The organism is Cellulosilyticum ruminicola JCM 14822 (assembly GCF_001311925.1).
GTDB lineage: Bacteria > Bacillota > Clostridia > Lachnospirales > Cellulosilyticaceae > Cellulosilyticum > Cellulosilyticum ruminicola.
The window spans coordinates 96,519-113,172 of sequence record NZ_BBCG01000003.1 but is presented as its reverse complement, the minus strand read 5'-3'; the positions used below and the strand labels follow the sequence as shown (position 1 = coordinate 113,172).

The 16,654-nt window shown below is 32.3% G+C and carries 20 protein-coding genes; all 20 read left to right on the top strand.

All coding sequences use genetic code 11. From position 1 onward, the window contains the following. Position 1: 1 nt before the first annotated feature. The 20 genes from JCM14822_RS02200 (at position 2) to nusB (ending at position 16,643) form a co-directional block, all read left to right on the top strand. Complete coding sequence (locus tag JCM14822_RS02200; protein ID WP_157047590.1) at positions 2-1,876, top strand: hypothetical protein; 1,875 nt, start codon at positions 2-4, stop codon at positions 1,874-1,876. A gap of 284 nt (positions 1,877-2,160) precedes the next feature. Continuing rightward, complete coding sequence (locus JCM14822_RS02195) at positions 2,161-2,607, top strand: hypothetical protein (protein ID WP_172674750.1); 447 nt, start codon at positions 2,161-2,163, stop codon at positions 2,605-2,607. A 13-nt stretch (positions 2,608-2,620) separates the two neighbouring features. Further along, a complete protein-coding gene (locus JCM14822_RS02190) occupies positions 2,621-3,916 on the top strand; it encodes a hypothetical protein (RefSeq protein ID WP_157047589.1) in 1,296 nt (431 codons plus the stop codon). A gap of 25 nt (positions 3,917-3,941) precedes the next feature. Further along, a complete protein-coding gene (locus JCM14822_RS02185; RefSeq protein WP_054739236.1) occupies positions 3,942-4,451 on the top strand; it encodes a YqeG family HAD IIIA-type phosphatase in 510 nt (169 codons plus the stop codon). After that, positions 4,423-5,286 (top strand): shikimate dehydrogenase, encoded by an 864-nt coding sequence (gene aroE, locus JCM14822_RS02180; protein WP_054739234.1) that lies wholly within the window; start codon positions 4,423-4,425, stop codon positions 5,284-5,286. The genes JCM14822_RS02185 and aroE overlap by 29 nt, the downstream gene beginning before the upstream one ends. Beyond that, positions 5,286-5,771: a pilus assembly FimT family protein gene (locus JCM14822_RS02175; protein ID WP_054739232.1), complete on the top strand. Its 486-nt coding sequence runs from the start codon at positions 5,286-5,288 to the stop codon at positions 5,769-5,771. The genes aroE and JCM14822_RS02175 overlap by 1 nt, the downstream gene beginning before the upstream one ends. Next, positions 5,750-6,250, top strand: a complete 501-nt coding sequence (locus JCM14822_RS02170; RefSeq protein ID WP_054739230.1) for a shikimate kinase — start codon at positions 5,750-5,752, stop codon at positions 6,248-6,250. Before JCM14822_RS02175 ends, JCM14822_RS02170 begins: the two co-directional genes overlap by 22 nt. 193 nt (positions 6,251-6,443) lie before the next feature. Beyond that, on the top strand, positions 6,444-7,514 hold the full coding sequence (locus tag JCM14822_RS02165) for a M24 family metallopeptidase (RefSeq protein WP_054739228.1): 1,071 nt from the start codon (positions 6,444-6,446) through the stop codon (positions 7,512-7,514). An 85-nt stretch (positions 7,515-7,599) separates the two neighbouring features. Then, the gene (gene efp / locus JCM14822_RS02160) at positions 7,600-8,157 is read left to right on the top strand and encodes an elongation factor P (protein WP_054739226.1); all 558 of its coding nucleotides are present in this window, start codon (positions 7,600-7,602) and stop codon (positions 8,155-8,157) included. 122 nt (positions 8,158-8,279) lie between these two features. Continuing rightward, positions 8,280-10,208 (top strand): LTA synthase family protein, encoded by a 1,929-nt coding sequence (locus JCM14822_RS02155; RefSeq protein WP_054739224.1) that lies wholly within the window; start codon positions 8,280-8,282, stop codon positions 10,206-10,208. A gap of 121 nt (positions 10,209-10,329) precedes the next feature. Next, the gene (gene spoIIIAA, locus JCM14822_RS02150) at positions 10,330-11,250 is read left to right on the top strand and encodes a stage III sporulation protein AA (RefSeq protein ID WP_054739222.1); all 921 of its coding nucleotides are present in this window, start codon (positions 10,330-10,332) and stop codon (positions 11,248-11,250) included. A 26-nt stretch (positions 11,251-11,276) separates the two neighbouring features. Next, the gene (locus tag JCM14822_RS02145) at positions 11,277-11,792 is read left to right on the top strand and encodes a stage III sporulation protein AB (protein WP_054739221.1); all 516 of its coding nucleotides are present in this window, start codon (positions 11,277-11,279) and stop codon (positions 11,790-11,792) included. A gap of 27 nt (positions 11,793-11,819) precedes the next feature. Continuing rightward, on the top strand, positions 11,820-12,017 hold the full coding sequence (gene spoIIIAC / locus JCM14822_RS02140) for a stage III sporulation protein AC (RefSeq protein ID WP_242861370.1): 198 nt from the start codon (positions 11,820-11,822) through the stop codon (positions 12,015-12,017). A 21-nt stretch (positions 12,018-12,038) separates the two neighbouring features. Further along, the gene (gene spoIIIAD, locus JCM14822_RS02135; protein ID WP_054739219.1) at positions 12,039-12,431 is read left to right on the top strand and encodes a stage III sporulation protein AD; all 393 of its coding nucleotides are present in this window, start codon (positions 12,039-12,041) and stop codon (positions 12,429-12,431) included. A 28-nt stretch (positions 12,432-12,459) separates the two neighbouring features. Further along, the gene (locus JCM14822_RS02130; RefSeq protein WP_054739215.1) at positions 12,460-13,632 is read left to right on the top strand and encodes a stage III sporulation protein AE; all 1,173 of its coding nucleotides are present in this window, start codon (positions 12,460-12,462) and stop codon (positions 13,630-13,632) included. 13 nt (positions 13,633-13,645) lie between these two features. Further along, the gene (locus JCM14822_RS02125) at positions 13,646-14,218 is read left to right on the top strand and encodes a stage III sporulation protein AF (RefSeq protein WP_054739212.1); all 573 of its coding nucleotides are present in this window, start codon (positions 13,646-13,648) and stop codon (positions 14,216-14,218) included. A gap of 12 nt (positions 14,219-14,230) precedes the next feature. Then, positions 14,231-14,800 (top strand): hypothetical protein, encoded by a 570-nt coding sequence (locus JCM14822_RS02120; protein ID WP_054739210.1) that lies wholly within the window; start codon positions 14,231-14,233, stop codon positions 14,798-14,800. Positions 14,801-14,812: 12 nt separating this feature from the next. Beyond that, the gene (locus JCM14822_RS02115) at positions 14,813-15,583 is read left to right on the top strand and encodes a SpoIIIAH-like family protein (protein WP_054739208.1); all 771 of its coding nucleotides are present in this window, start codon (positions 14,813-14,815) and stop codon (positions 15,581-15,583) included. A 239-nt stretch (positions 15,584-15,822) separates the two neighbouring features. Beyond that, positions 15,823-16,203 carry an Asp23/Gls24 family envelope stress response protein gene (locus JCM14822_RS02110; RefSeq protein ID WP_054739205.1) on the top strand — a complete coding sequence of 127 codons (381 nt, stop codon included), beginning with the start codon at positions 15,823-15,825 and terminating at the stop codon, positions 16,201-16,203. A 23-nt stretch (positions 16,204-16,226) separates the two neighbouring features. Next, entirely contained in the window at positions 16,227-16,643 is a 417-nt protein-coding gene (gene nusB / locus JCM14822_RS02105) for a transcription antitermination factor NusB (protein WP_054739202.1), read from the top strand. Positions 16,644-16,654 lie beyond the last annotated feature (11 nt).

The following is a 16,654-nucleotide window of genomic DNA, read 5'->3' as shown; positions in this document are numbered from 1 at the left end:
GATGGGGAAGAATAATAAACTTGAGGATGATCAAAGGAAACAAGATGGAAATGTTTTATTTGTAGTTGTGATTATATTGTTGGCTTTATTGATATTGACAATGGTATGTATGCATAGTGCAAGTTTACAAATGCATTTGGTGAATTTGAGAAAAGAAACAAGTAATACGTATTATTTAGCATGTGGAGCAGTGGAAAAACAAGTAGCATGTATGAATAATGAGTTGGAAAATGAGATAGATTTATTAATAAAAGATATTTCAAAGCAATATATAGAAAGACTTACAGTTTTTGAAAATGACATTGAGAAACTAGGAGCGATGAAAGCGGATAGGTTATGTGAGAAATATGAACCGTTTGTATATGAAAAGGGGCAATTAAAGATAGTTGATGAAGTATTTGTGAAGCAATTGCAAAAAAGAATTTATGAGTTGATTACGCAAAAATATTTAATCAATCAGTATGTGATTTCTGAAGAGGTTAGTAGTGATTATACAAGTCCGTATAGAACAACTATAACGGTGAAAGTGTTACCTGTTAAAAATAGTGTAAAAGGGAGAGAAGTAATAGATCAAACGCAAATTAAGATTATGGCTACAGCAATGACTAAAAATATAAAAGATAATAGCTTGTATGATACACAAAGCGTAGTTGCAATGGTGAAAATACATATATCTCAAGATATGACAAATCAAATTCATGAAAATTATATTTGGGCAGCACGTCCGCCAGAAATTTTAGCTAGTGGTTTGATTAGTTTTTCAGATGTAGTTATTACAAACGGTGGCAGTTTAGAAGTAGAAAATGGAGATTTGCAAGTTAAAGGCAGTGGTCAGATACACAAAGATGCGATTTTTAGAAATGGTGAAAGTTTATCTTCTGAGATTACACGAAATGGCGGTATTATTGTAAGTAATGGCGGAAAGCTGAAAGTAAAAAATGGTGACTTAGTATGTGTCAATAATATTATTGCCACTAATGGATGGTCTAATAAAATGGATAAATACGGTTTAGCAACGCAAATAGAAGTTTTAAGAGGAGATCTTATAGCCAATACAGTTGGCATTGTAGATGATTATTATAAAGAGGGAAATAATCAAATCCCTTTTGAAATGCAGAAGCAGGGAAGTAATTTAAGCATTCATATAGGGCAAAATGTTTTTGCAGAAAACGATGTATTAATTAGTAAATGGATTAGAACAGCTCAAATAAGCATTGATGGAACGATTTTTGGTGTAAGTGATGGCAGTGATTTTAGAGGAGAGAAGAGATGCTTGAATAAGCCTAATGTGAGTAGTGGTGTGTTTGTACAAGGCGAAAATACACGGATTTTAACTGATCGTATTTTAGTAAATGGACAACCTTATATAACTGTAGCACACAGTGATTTACCGATGAAGCTTTGGGAGAGTGTAGGTGCACCTTTTTGTGAAATTGATTTATGGGAAGGATATGAGGTGGGGGAAGAGAGGGAAAGTAATGCAAGTTATTTGGAGATAGAGTCACCATATAGTCCATTTATTCAAAGAGATAAGATTCAATTATATAGCACAGATATTTTAAATACATCTTATGCACCCGCTAAAATTTCAGCGAACAATACAACTTCATTAGCAAGAGCAATATCAGAAGATACAGCTAAAAAGTTTTTTATGAAAGGATTTGATACGTCTGATTTAAAGGGAAATACAGTATGGCAGCTTAAAAACTATACGAGTAGAGGAGACTACGAAGGGGTAGACTATATTTTAGCACAGACAAAAGAGAAAGCTGAGTATTATGAAGGCTTAGGAGAGGTGTATAAATGGTATAAGAAAGCACTGATGTATGGGAAGTGTTATCATGAAAAAATGAGACATTTAAAAGTGATTATTTAGGACTTCGTGGGTATATAATTGCCAAGCAAAGTGTATTTTATGGCAAGGTAGATGAAAAAGATGTTCCGCAGTCTTTAGGCTTTGATGAGGTAATAGAAGATTTACCTATAAAGTGTGATGAGGGTTGGTCTTCTAGTAATCCAGTAATTATTATAGATGAAAATGATGAAATAGTTGATGTAAGTAAGTTATATCACATAGAAGGAAGTAGCCTTGTAGGATGCCCTGGCTTAATAATTAATGGCGGAAATGGGACTTTAACTTTAATAGCTACAGATAAGAAGTTGAATGTATTTAATGGGGTGATTATAAGTAAAGGAAATGTAAGAGTAAAAGGAAATATTCAAATCAATGGAAGTTTAATTATTCAAGGCAAGGATGAAGGAATGAATCCGGAAAGAAGGGAAAGTCGTATGTGTGGCATGAGAGAAGAACGTTATAGTCCAGGACTTGTTATTGATCAAGGGGCACATTTGAAGATTTGTTATGATGGGGATATGCTGTTAAAAGTACATTTAACAGATAATGCTTTATATCGTCAGATATTAGATGCGCTTAAAATTACACAATATGACACGAAAAACAATTTAAAAGAAATACTAGGGCCATTTCATAGTGAAAAATTAAATTATTCAGTAGGAAAGGTTTTCTACAAGACAAACTCTACTTTAGATATAGCTATGGAAGAAGTTAAATTAAAGATTGAAGTGCTAAAGAAGATAAGTGATTAAGGGGGAGTCATAGGTGAAGCGGATAAAATGTATGAGCTTATTTATGATATTAATATGTATAAGTGGGTGTGGAAAGTATGAAACACTTTTAGTAACACCTACGCCTCTTATAGAAAATCAGGCGTGTACGTTAATTGACAAACCTGATAAATCGCAGTTTGAAAAGTTTTTTAAACAATATTTTTCGTTTACTGAGGATGAAATTTTAGAACTTAATAAAACTTATAAGCAAAATCAGAGTCAATATGCTAGTCATTTAAAGAACTATCAAAAAATCATCAAAGAGAGATTGGGGAGCTATTTAGCAAAAGAGGCTTTGGTGAAATTAGAACAACAATATTTGAAAGAGAAGTTACAATTGCCCAGAAAGGTATTGATTGATGAATATGTAACTTGTGATAATTCACAAGTAATAGATTTGGAAACTAAGCCAATAGATTATAAAGAAGAAAGTATAGTTTATGAAGTGAGTATAACATTATTGCAAGATGTGGAACCTATAGCATTATTTTTAGAAAATTATACTTGGAAAGATGAAGTAGAATATTATGTTAAAATTCAAGACAAAGCTAATAATAGAAGGCTTGATTTAGAGAAAGAATATCCTAGTAAAAATGATTATACATATGCAAGAAATATGGAAAAAGGAGAGAGAGATCAAATTAAAATAAGACAAAAATATTGGGTTGAAGTGCTTCAAATAAAAGCACTTCAAATTAAAAGCATAGAAGAAGCAAATGTACTGTTATGTGAAGGCAAAAGTCGTGTGAATATCATAAATATGCAGCATGCTAAAAGGTTACCCTATTATGATCAGGTAAGTTCAAAAGAAGAAGGTCGTCTCAAAAGAGTATTTACAAAATTAATGAAAGTAGATAAGACATTTTTTAATAAACTGTGTGATGCTCAGAAGGTAGATGAGCATATATGTTATGATGTGTTAAGTGAGATTGGCCTTGAAAATGACTTTATAATAGATCAGCAAACTTATAAGAAGATATTTATGTCAGAAGTAAGTCCGTATAAAGATAACATTGTAAAGTTAGAAATTATGCCAGGGGCCATTTGTGTGATGTCCAGTAGATATAGCACAAAAATGCAACCTCGTTTTGTAACGAGTATGTCAATTAAAGCTTTACTAAGCAATAATGAAATAGTATATTATAATTATAAGTATTTTGTAGGCATGGATGATGGGAACATTGAGTTTATCACATTTATGAATATGGAATTGCTCACTGAGGAAGAATATAATGAGAAGCTTAATGAAAATAAGTATTTATATCCTAGTGAGAATGAAGATAACTAGAAAGTAATTGAAAAAGAGGCTCACAATGATTAAAAAGTTATACCCAACAGCGTATATTGCATCAATTTTTGATATGGATGTCGAAGGACTAAAACAAAAAGGGATTAAAGGAATTATCTTTGATATAGATAATACACTTGTGCCATATGATGTAGTACATCCAACAGATGAGATTGTAGAATTTTTTGCTAAATTGCAAGAAGAGGGATTTAAAATTACATTAGTTTCAAATAATACGAAGGATCGTGTGATGAAATTTAATGAAAAGTTAAAAGTTATTGCAATTCATGAATCACAAAAACCATTAGGAAAAGGTTTTAGAAAAGCGCTTCATTTAATGGCTTGTAAAAAAGAAGAAGCTGTTATTGTAGGTGATCAAATTTTTACAGATGTTTATGGTGGTAATCTAGTAGGCATTCAAACAATTTTAGTGAAACCAGTAAGTGATAAAGATGAATGGAAGACAAAAATTAAAAGAGGAATAGAAAAAAGGGTGATTAGATCCTATGAGAGAAAATTATATAAAGGGAAGTGATAATGTATGCGGTGTAATAGGAGATCCTATTGCACATACATTGTCACCACTTATTCACAATACATTATCAGAAAAATTAGGGCAAAGGGCAGTATATGTGCCCTTTTGTGTTACAAAGGAAAATTTAAAAACAGCAGTAAGTGGAGCGCATGCTTTAGGGATTAAAGGACTTAATGTAACGATGCCGCATAAACAAGAAATGTTTAAATACGTTATAGAGGTTTCAAAAGAGGCAAATACTGTAGGTGCAATTAATACACTGGTATATACCAATGAAGGCTACATAGGGCATAATACAGATGCAGAAGGATTAGCTCTTTCTTTAAAAGAAAAAGGAATTGAATGGACTGGTAAAAAAGTGGTAATAATAGGAAGTGGAGGTGCAGCTTATGCAGCTTATACAGCAGTAGCTGATACATGTGAATCAATTTGTATTGTAAATCGTACAAAAGAAAAAGCAGAAGCTTTAAAAACACATATGACCAATTACTATAATATACCAACTTTTGTATATGAAGATGCCGAAGATTTAGAACTAGAAGCATATATGGTAATTCAAACTACTGGTTTAGGCATGGGCGGATTAAAAGGTCAAATGCCTAAATGTAGTGAGAAACTACTTAAAACAGCTGAGGTTGCAGTAGATTTAATTTATGAGCCTTGGGAAACCAAATTTCTAGAAACAGCGAGAAAGGAAGGGTGTATTACAGTTAATGGGTTTGGTATGTTATATTATCAAGCAGTTATTGCCTATGAATTAATGCATCATATGAGTTGTGATAAAGAAGCTGTTCTTCAAATCAAGCAGGAGCTTTTAAAAGATAGGGAGCAATAGTGAATCAGCGAGGTTTTTCTTTTTTAGAATTAATTCTAGTTATTTTTTTAATAAGTATAATGAGTTTATCAGTTAAAATGGGTATAAAACGTGTGCAGAGATTACAATTTGAAAGTGTTGTAAATGAAGTGGTTCAAGGTGTTAGAGAAATACAACAATGTAGTGTTATGACAGGCAGACAATACAATATTTATTGTATGGAAAATAAGATTTATCTAAGGCAAGGTAACGAACCGGCTTTTTATAAAATAGTAGTTCAAGGAGGTACAAAGGTTTCTATAAGAGACGACCAAGGTCAATTAATGACAGGAAAAAATATTAAATTTTATGGTAAAATGGCACCTTCTAAAGCAGGAACAATTGTATTAAAGCATACAAGTTTAAATCAAGAAGCACGTATTACCGTACGTGTTGCAACAGGAAAAGTAACAGTTTATTATAAAGAAGATAAAAGAGGTAACACATGGGAGAGACAATATGTTTAATTGGTTTTATGGGAAGTGGAAAAACAACTGTTGGAGAGGCTTTAGCTAAAAAAATGGGTTGGAATTGGGTTGATCTAGATGCAGAAATTGTAAAAGGTGAAAAAAACTCTATTGCAAATATTTTTGCTGAAAAAGGGGAAGGTTATTTTAGAAGATTGGAAACACAATATCTTAGTAAAGTACTTGAGGAGCCCAAAACGATTATTTCAACAGGTGGTGGTGTGGTTGTAACGCCTGAAAACATAGAAATGCTTGTAAAAAACAATACTGTTTATTTAAATTGGGAATTTGACACGCTTTATGAGCGTATTGCTAGTGATAAGGCTAGACCACTTGTAACAAGTTATGAGGAAGTTCATGCTCGTTATAAAAGCCGCCAAGTATTGTATGAAGCAGCAAGTAAGATAAGAATTTTATGCGAAAATAAGTCTGTAATACAATTAGTAGATGAAATCTTAGAACATATTAAAATAGTATAATAAATACTTCGTAAATTTTAAAGATAAATATAATATACTGTGTTTAATAATGTGTAGAATAATTTTTTGAATCAGATACAAATTATTTATTAGAAAATAATTACATATTATAGCAAAGTATATTATAATATTAATGCTATAAAAAACATTAACAGCATTATGACAGAAAATGTAGCATGAAGGAGCATATAAGATGGAAAAAAGAATACAAGCTTTATTAAGTAAAATGAAAGCATTAAATTTAGATGCTATGCTTGTTGGAAGCAAAGCAAATCGTATGTATTTAAGTGGATTTACAGGATCTAGTGCACTACTTTACATTTCAGAAAAACGTCAAGTAATTATTACGGATTTTCGCTATATGGAACAAGTGGGCATACAATGTAAACATTTTGAAAGCTTAAATCAAGGTACCCTAGGACTAATTGAATCAGCACTTAAATTGGCACAAGAAGAGGGTGCTAAACGCATTGGTTTTGAAAGTGAACATACAGTGTATAACACATATGTAGAGCTTACTAAAAAAACAGCATTTGAATTTGTACCAACAAATAAACTTGTAGAAGAAGCAAGACAAATAAAAGATGCGGATGAGCTTGCTAAATTAACAAAAGCAGAGCATATTGGTGATTTAGCATTTGAAGGCGTTATTTCATATATCGAAGCACACTGGAGAGAAGGGATTACAGAAACAGATATTGCTTTAGAAATTGAGCGTATTATGCGTACAAATGGTGCATCAGGTACTTCATTTGATTCTATTGTAGCAGCTGGTGCAAAATCATCTCTACCACATGCTGTGCCAGGTAATGAAACACTTAAAGAAGGCGATTTCTTGGTAATGGATTTTGGATGTATTTATGAAGGTTATTGCTCAGATATGACACGTACAATTGTAATAGGTGAACCTACTGCTAAACATCTTGAAATTTATAATACAGTATTAAAGGCACAACTTGCAGCACTTGATGCTATTAAACCTGGAATTCAAGGTTTAGCTGTAGACAAAGTGGCAAGAGATATTATTATTGAAGCAGGTTATGGCGAACTCTTTGGACATGGACTTGGTCATTCGGTGGGAATTGATATTCATGAAAATCCAAGATTTTCTCCAGCAGAAAAAACAATTATTGAGCCAGGAATGGTAATAACTGTAGAACCAGGTATTTATGTGCCAGGCTTTGGGGGAGTAAGGATTGAAGATTTGGTGATTGTGACAGAAAATGGTATTTTAAATATAACACATTCGCCAAAGACCTTATAATTATTAAGTAAGCGTAAAAAAATCGTTGAAAATTATAACAATGTAGTTTACACTATATGTGAAAAGAATATTAGGAGGAAATGTAATGATTTCAGCAGGTGATTTTAGAAATGGTATTACTTTCGAAATGGAAGGTAATATTTATCAAATTATTGAATTCCAACATGTAAAACCAGGTAAAGGTGCGGCTTTCGTACGTTGTAAAATTAAAAATATTAAAACAGGTGGGGTAGTAGAAAAAACTTTCCGTCCAACTGAAAAAATGCCAAAAGCTCATATCGAACGTAAAGATATGCAATATTTATATTCAGATGGTGAATTATATCACTTTATGGATGTTAATACTTATGACCAAATCGCAGTTGACGCTGATACAGTTGGCGATAGCTTAAAATTCGTTAGAGAAAATGAAATGGTTAAAATTGCTTCTCATCAAGGTAGCGTATTTGCAATTGAACCACCACTTTCAGTAGAACTTGAAATCACTGAAACAGAACCAGGTATCAAAGGTGATACAGCACAAGGTGCTACAAAACCAGCAATCGTTGAAACAGGTGCTAGAGTAATGGTACCATTATTCATTAACCAAGGTGAAAAAATCCGTATCGATACACGTACAGGTGAATATACAGGTAGAGCATAATCTCAAAAGGCAGCAGGTACTTACTTGCTGTTTTTTTGTATTAAATTGTAAAAGTTTTACTTATCATACTTTTATATGAAGTAAACTAAGTACAGCTCATCGTACATCAGAGGAGTGTGAATATGGAGAGTAGGTATAGAAATGATCAAGAACGTATAGAACTATGGATGAGTTTAAGTTTATTATTATATATAACAATAGAGTGTATTAGTGCAACTTCTTTAAAAACGTGTTTTAGTTATTTGTTAACACATATGGATGTATTTTTAATGAATTATTTGATTGTATTAGTTGTGACAGCACCTTGTTTATTGTTTAATAAAATGTTATTTGTGTTTAATATACTTAGCATTACATTAATAATCCTTACCTATACAAATCGTGTAATGCTAGTTATTCGTGGTTTACCTTTAAGGTGGGCAGATTTCTTTATATTAAAAGATGGTTTAACCATTGCTAATAAGTATGTTTCAGTGCCATTAGTAGTGCTTATTATATTACTATTAGGAGGAATGACACTGTTTTTGACTAAAACATATAAGATACAACATGAGCTGTATCGTCCTAAAGTAATTGTTACTTTTGTTGTGATTATGACATTATTAAATACAATAGCTATTACAGAAGTAGGAAAAGCAGATGTTATTGCAGAGAGTATTGATGAAATATGGATTGAGACTACTGAAGAAATGGCAGCTTGTGAGAATCCATCTGCTTTAGAGGAGATTAAAGAAAAAATTGAGAAATTAGAAGCTATGTCACAGAAGGTAACACTCATAGGCAGAACAACTGCTAATATGCAAAAGGAATCAGAAGATGTGACTAAGGAATATGAGGAAGATGGATTTTTATATAGTTTCTTAGCTTCTTATGAAAGTCAAATTGCTTATGAACCTAAAGATTATAGTGCAGAAAGTTTAAGAGAGATTAAGGAAAAAATTAAAGCACAAATGAAAGAAGAACCAGTAAAAGAAAAATGCATAAAGCCTAATATTATTTTTCTACAAGTAGAATCTTTCATTGATCCGTATAGTTTAAAAGGTGTGAGTTATGATAAAGACCCTGTGCCGAATATGAGACCTTATATAGAAGGAAAGAATGGTGGCATTCTTAAAATGCCAGATATTAATACTGCAAGAACAGAATTTGAAATATTAACGGGGATACGTATTTCAGATTTATTTCCAGCAGAAGTACCTTATACAAGTAGTAAGTTAGATGATAGGGCGTTAGAATCAGCAGCACAGCTTTTAAGAGGAATAGGTTATCATACAACAGCAATCCATAATAATAATAGTAATTTTTATAAGCGTAGTGAAAATTATAATAAGTTAGGTTTTGAAAAATTTATTCCATTAGAAGGTATGAAAAATGTAACATATGCCCAGGATTGGCCTAAAGATGAGGTATTCTTGCCATATATCAAAGAGACGATTAATAACTGTGTTGAACCTAGTTTTATATTTGCTGTAACAGTAGGGACACATTCAAGTTATCATTATGATTATATTTCTAAGCAAAAAGAAGTTAATGTAAGGAGTCAAGAACAGTTAAATGACTTGGATATGCTTGTGCCAGTAATAAGTAAAGCAGCAGTCAATCAAGTGCAAGATTATGTAGATCGATTACATGATACAGATAAAACGATTGGCAGACTTATAAAGTTTGTAGAAGAAAATAAAGAACCTACAGTACTAGTTGTTTATGGTGATCATATCCCAACAATGGATGTCATTACAATGGATGACACATATCCAAGATATGAAGTGCCATACTTTATTGTAAGTAATCAAGATATTCCAAAGGGTATTGTATCTAAAACAGAGATAAGGGCAGCATATACCTTGTATCCTAGTTTGTTTGAAATGTATCATTTGCCAAAAGGAATTATAGGAAGTGCACAAAAGTGTTTTACAGATGAACAAGATTATAATGAAAAGCTAAATTTAATAGGATATGATTTAGTGCTAGGTGAAGGATATTTGACTAATAAAAATACATTATATAAATCCACCAAACTGATTGTACAGGGGATAGAAAATGAAGAATAAAGTAAAAGCATTTTCATGTATGACTATGAGAACATAGTATACATGGAAATGCTTTTTTGTTCTAGCTAGTCCTTAAAGTGCATATATTAAAATAACGCAAGGATACAAAGGAGGAAAAGTTATGGAGAGAAAAAGGTTTATCGGAAGGTTGCCAAGTCCTTTAAAAGAAATGCTTAGCATGCTTACAGCTGAAACATTTAATAGTTTACAGGAAATAAGACTTAGAATAGGACAGCCTATTACTTTGCATATAGGTGGAGAACAATATGGATTAAATGAAAAGGGAAAAGTAGCAATCCATGAAAGCTATCGTGTAAAAAGGGAAAATATTGAACAGATTTTAAAAAGCATTAGTGAGTTCTCGTTATATGCCATGGAGGAGGAAATAAGACAAGGATTTATTACTATTGAAGGGGGGCATCGTATAGGAATTGTAGGGAAGGCAGTTCTTGAACATGCAGGCATTAAAACACTTAAATATATTAGTGGGATGAATATACGTATTGCGCATGAGGTTGTAGGCTGTGCGAATTCGGTTATGCCATATATTGTGGGGAAAAAAGGTGTTTATCATACACTGATTGTCTCTCCGCCAGGCTGCGGAAAAACAACACTCCTAAGAGATGTGATTAGGCAGTTAAGCTATGGGTTTTCAGGGTATGGTCCTTATACAGTAGGTGTAGTAGATGAACGTTCTGAAATAGGGGCATGTTATTTAGGCGTACCGCAAAATGATTTAGGGCCTCAAACGGATATACTGGATAATTGTCCTAAAGTAGAAGGAATGCGTATGTTACTTCGAGCTATGGGACCGGATGTGGTAGCTGTAGATGAAATAGGTAAGACAGAAGATGTTTATGCCATAGAAGAAATGTTATGTGCAGGGGTTAGTATTTTATGCACAGTACATGGACGAGACTTAGAAGAATGTAGAAAAAAAACTTTGATCAATAAGTTAATTGAAGAAGGGGCATTTGAACGTGTTATCATTTTATCGCATAAAAGAGGAATATGTACGATTGAAAATATTATTACACTTTAAGATGGACATAAGAGGGAGTGATTAAAATGAAGTTCATAGGTATTTGTTTTATATTGCTGGGCTGTACAATGAGTGGGTTCATTATAGATGCCAGGGAAAAAAAGCGAATTAAAGAACTTGAAAACTTTGTTTATATATTTGAGATTATAAAAAGAGATATAGATTATCAACTCTCACCTTTAAAAGAAGCCTGTAAAAACAGCTTGCATTTTGCAAAAAAGGAAGTTGGGGATATATTTAAAATATTTGCAGTTCAATTAGAAAACAAAGAATGTTGGGATGTAGAAGAAATGTGGGGGAAGGCGTTAAGTAGCCAAAAAAACAGCTTGTATTTGCATGATGAAGATTATGAACGATTAGAACGTTTTGGCAAAGCATGTGGGTACTTAGATAAAGAAATGCAAGAAAAAAACATTGAGATGGTGATAGAAGCTTTAAAAATAAGTGTTATAGAAGCTAAAAGACATTATGAAAAAACAACAATAGTGAATAAGTATATCGGTTTTTTCATAGGAGCTTGTATCAGTATTTTTTTAATATAAATGATTTTAGAAGATAGGGGGAAGATTATGTTTGATATTTATGTAATCTTTAAATTAGCAGGACTTGGTATATGTATTACACTTATTAATACATTGCTTAAAAAAGCAGGAGCTGATGAAGTAATTTTGCCAATTACCTTAGTAGGCGTTGTAATGGCATTATACATAGTTGCGCAACATGTTGGTCAGCTCTTTCAGGTGGTGGAGACAATGTTTGTATTTTAACAGACTTAAGGAGAGGTTTATATGGAAATTGTCAGGTTGATTTGTTTTGCAGTGGCCACCACGTTACTAATTAAGCTTTTTACAAAAAGTGCTGCTTATGGCAGTGAAATCTCGATATTTATTCGACTTGTGGCATCTATTATTTTGCTTACTTTCATTGCAACTCAGCTTAGAACGGTTATTGAAATTATTTATGATCTAGCAGCACGTATTCGGATGGATAATATTTACTTAAATATTGTATTAAAAGTGGTAGGCATTGCGTATCTTGCAGAGTTTGGTTATCAACTTTGTAAAGACGCTAGTGAAGATGCTATAGGAAGTGCTGTACAATTCGCCGGTAAGGTTATGATTTTTGTAGTAGCAGCACCAGTTATTTTTGCACTTATTGAGATGATCACCAATTTATTATGAGAAACTTAAGCGGATAGAAGGTGAAAAGATGAGACAAAAGAAAATTATAAGTTTAGTGATTGTATTATTAATAAGTTTTATTTTTTGTATGATTTCAACAAAGGCAGAAACAAGTGAAGGAACGCATGAAATTTTAAATTATGGTGTAGGGTTATTTAATTGGGAGCAGATAGAGAATTTGCAAGATAAGTTACAAACAGCACTTCCAGGAAATGAAAACTTTAATTTAAAAGAAGAGATGCTGAGTTTATTAAATGGTGAAAAAAAACTAAGTGTAAGAAATGTTTTGGGATTTGTTGGAAAAAGTATTTTTAACGAAGTTGGAGTGTTTGTACAAGTAGGGGCACGTTTTATATTAATTGTGCTTTTATGCAATCTGCTACAAGTTTTGACCACTTCATTCAAAACTAAAGCTATTAGTAAAATAGCATTTTTTGTATGTTATATGGTGATTATTTTAAGTATTGTGCAATCTTTTAGTATTATGGTGAATTTGGCAACAGATACCATTCATCATCTTTGTGAAGTGATGTATGTTTGTTTGCCTACCCTTTTGGCTTTTATGACGACAACAGGTTATATTAGTGCTACAGCTGCTATGGCCCCAGTAATTGTATCAGGACTGGATGTATGTAGTACGATTATTTTGAATGTAGTATTACCTTGCATTATTTCTGTGGTTATTTTGGAGCTTATTAGTACTATGAGTAGTGAATTTAAGATTAGTAATTTTATAAAACTTTTTTATAAAGGGATTAAATGGCTACTTGTTTCTATTGTAGGTATTAGTATTTCTTTATTGGGAATGTACCGTATGACCTTACCATATGTGGATGTGGCACTTAAAAAGTCCACGCTAAAGTTGGCTACAGCATTTATTCCAGTAGTAGGAAATGCGACTAATGGTGCTTTAGAATTTGTTATAGGTGTGTTAGGGCTTGTTAAAAATACATTTGCCATAGCCGTTGTTTTTTGGCTCTTAGTCATTGTAAGTGTACCGCTTATTAAAATTTTAGCTTATATCATTGTTTATCAAGTTGCAGGAGCTGTTATTGAGCCTATAGGAGACAAGAAAATGGCAGACATTGCATTAAAGCTTGCTAAAGGGTGTCAATTTATTATGAGCTGTGTAGGTATTGTAACAGTTTTATGTGTACTTGTTTTGATTATATGTATGAGTGTAGGAGGTCAAATAGGATAAGGAAGGGATGAACATGGAGCAAATAAGAGGATATATGCAGATGCTCATTTGGATGATGTTATTTGTTGTCATCATTGAAATGATATTCCCTGATACGGACTACCGTAAATATGTAAAAATGGTTTTAGGCTGTATATTAGTTTATACCATGTTGCGTCCAATTATAGGACTCTTGCCAAGTGGGAATGAAAGCTATGAGACATATATTCAGCGTTATGAGAAGCAGTTAGGGCTTTTAGAAGATGATAATAAAATAGATTATCAAGAAGAAGTAGATATGCAGCAAGAGGGTTTGAAAGAAGTTTATAGACAGGGAATAAAAACAGCTATAGAAAAAGAATTGCAAATAGGGATAAGTGATATAGAAATTACGTGTGATGAAGAGATGAGTATAAAAGAAATTTATCTGACAATTGGGGATAAAAAGAAAAAATCACTTATTGAGATAGTACCCATACATATTGGCAACAAAAGTGACACTATAGATGGAGATGAAGAAAAATTAAAAAATAAAATAAAAACTTGTCTTAATAACTTCTATAACGTACAAGACTGTAATATATATATTACAGTACAAAAGAATTAAGGAGGGACGCATATGGGGGTTAAGGGTAAACTGGATGAAATTAGTAAGGAGAGCAAAAACAAAAAGTATTTATTGATTGCTGTTGGTTTGGCTATAGCAGGAATTGCAATTACATTTATACCGCTTCCTGGAGGTAATCATTCAAAAAACAACACCACAGTTCAAACTGTAAAAAGCACAGCACGTACAGAAACGAATTATGAACAGCAAATCGAAAAAAGGCTTGTAGCCATCTTAGAGAAGATGGAAGGGGTGGGTCAAGTAAGCGTTATGGTTACAACTTACTCAAATGAAGAAAAAGTATTGGCAGCTGATACTACATCTAATAATCAACAAACGGAGGAAAAAGATCAAGCAGGTGGTACGAGAAACAGTATGACAAATAGTAGTAATCAAAAAATTGTTATGCAAAGTGGTAATACACCTTATGTTGTCAAGGAAAATAAGCCAACAATTAAAGGGGTACTGATACTAGCTGAAGGAGCAGATAATAGTAACATAAGAAGTCAAATTATTGAGTCTGTTGCAAATCTATTAGATGTTCCAGTACATAAAGTATCTGTATTAAAAAAACAATGTTAGGGGGAAGAGAAAATGTTTAATGTGAAAAGAAATCAAGTAATTATTACATTACTAGTGTTTATGATTGCCATTGCAGCTTATTTAAACACACAAGAGCCAAATGGTAATATACCTATGAATCTGGTAGATAATACAGCATTCAATGAAAAGAATTTACCAGAGGAAGAAGATTTCTTTGAGTCTTATGATGCTACAACAGAAAAGACCAAAGAAGCTTTATCTAGTGGTGTAGAAAGTAATAATAATGAAGTCGCACAAACAGAAACAGACAAGGAAGATATAGATAAACTGCAAAGTAATGGTGTACTTCCAGAGGAAGAGTTAACAGGTGGACAAAGCTTCCAAGCACTTATTACAAAGAAAGAGTCAACAAGTGAAGTAGCAGCAGTAAATAATAATAAATCAGGGGCAGTAGCAGGCGATGATTATTTTGCAGAAGAAAAATTATTGCGTGAGCAAAGTCGTGCACAGCAAGTTGAAAAATTAACAGAATATGTAGCAAATGAAAATTTAGACCAAGAGACAAAAGCAAAAGCAGCAGAAAATTTACTTGAGATTCAAGAACGCATTGAAAAAGAAAGTGGTGCAGAAGCACTTCTTCGTGCAAAAGGCTTCAAAGAAGTTTATGTACGCATTGATGATGATGGCGTTGATGTAGTTGTAAGTAAAAGTGAATTAAGTGATACAGATATTACACAAATAGAGGAAATTGTAAATCGTAAAACAGGCTTTAGTGTAGGTAAAATTAAAATTACACCACTTAATAGTGCAGAGAATAACTAAATGTGAAGAAATTAAAATAAAGGATACTTATGTAAGAGCATAAGTATCCTTTATTTTTGTAATAAGATTAAGTATAAGAAGCAGCTTGTCTGAAAAAGTGAATATTTATTAAAAAATATGTGATACTGTTAAAAGAGTTTTCTTTTTTAAAAGGGACATCAAAATAAAATTGCAACCCTTATCTTTTTTGTATATAATAGGAACATAAGTATGAAGCTATTGCTATAGGAGGTATTAAGATGGACGAACAAAAAATCGTAGGACTTGAGACAGCATGTGAAATGGACCAAGTTCAAATTGCAGATGATGTAATTGCAGTAATTGCAGAGATTGCTACTTTAGAAGTTGTAGGTGTAGTAGGTACTGCTCCAAGCAAAGCAGATTTTGTACAAGCTATTAGCGGTAAAAAGAAATCTAAAGGTATCAAAGTAGAAGTTGGAGAATCTGAAGTTTTTATAGATGTAGCCGTTATTGTAAAATATGGCGTTAAAATTCATAAAGTATGCTTAGAAATTCAAGAAAAAATCAAAAACTCAGTTGAAACAATGACTGGTTTAAAAGTTGTATCAGTTAATGTACACGTTGTAGGTGTAAGTTTTGATAAAGCTCAAGAAGAGTAAGAGCGAAGTAGTAGGAGGAAAAAATGACTAGACGTAGTGCGAGAGAATTAATTATGCAAATGTTATATGAGGGGATATTCCATGAAGAACAAGATTTTGATCGTCTCTATAACGAAAAAATGGAAATGGTAAAAGAAACAGAGTATGTAAGTAAAGGACTTGTTCAATTTATTCAAGATACTTACTATGGTGTACTTAACCACAAAGAAGTAATTGATGCAGCAATTATTGAATCAGCAACAAACTGGAGCATTAGTCGTATTGCCAAAGTAGATCTTAGCATTTTAAGACTTGCAATCTATGAACTTAAATACACAGATGTACCACATAAAGTAGCTGTAAATGAAGCAATTGAAATTGCAAAATTATATAGTACAGAAAAATCTCCTAAATTTATTAATGGGGTATTAGGAAGTGTGCTTAAAAAAGCAGAAGCATAAACAAAGTAGAG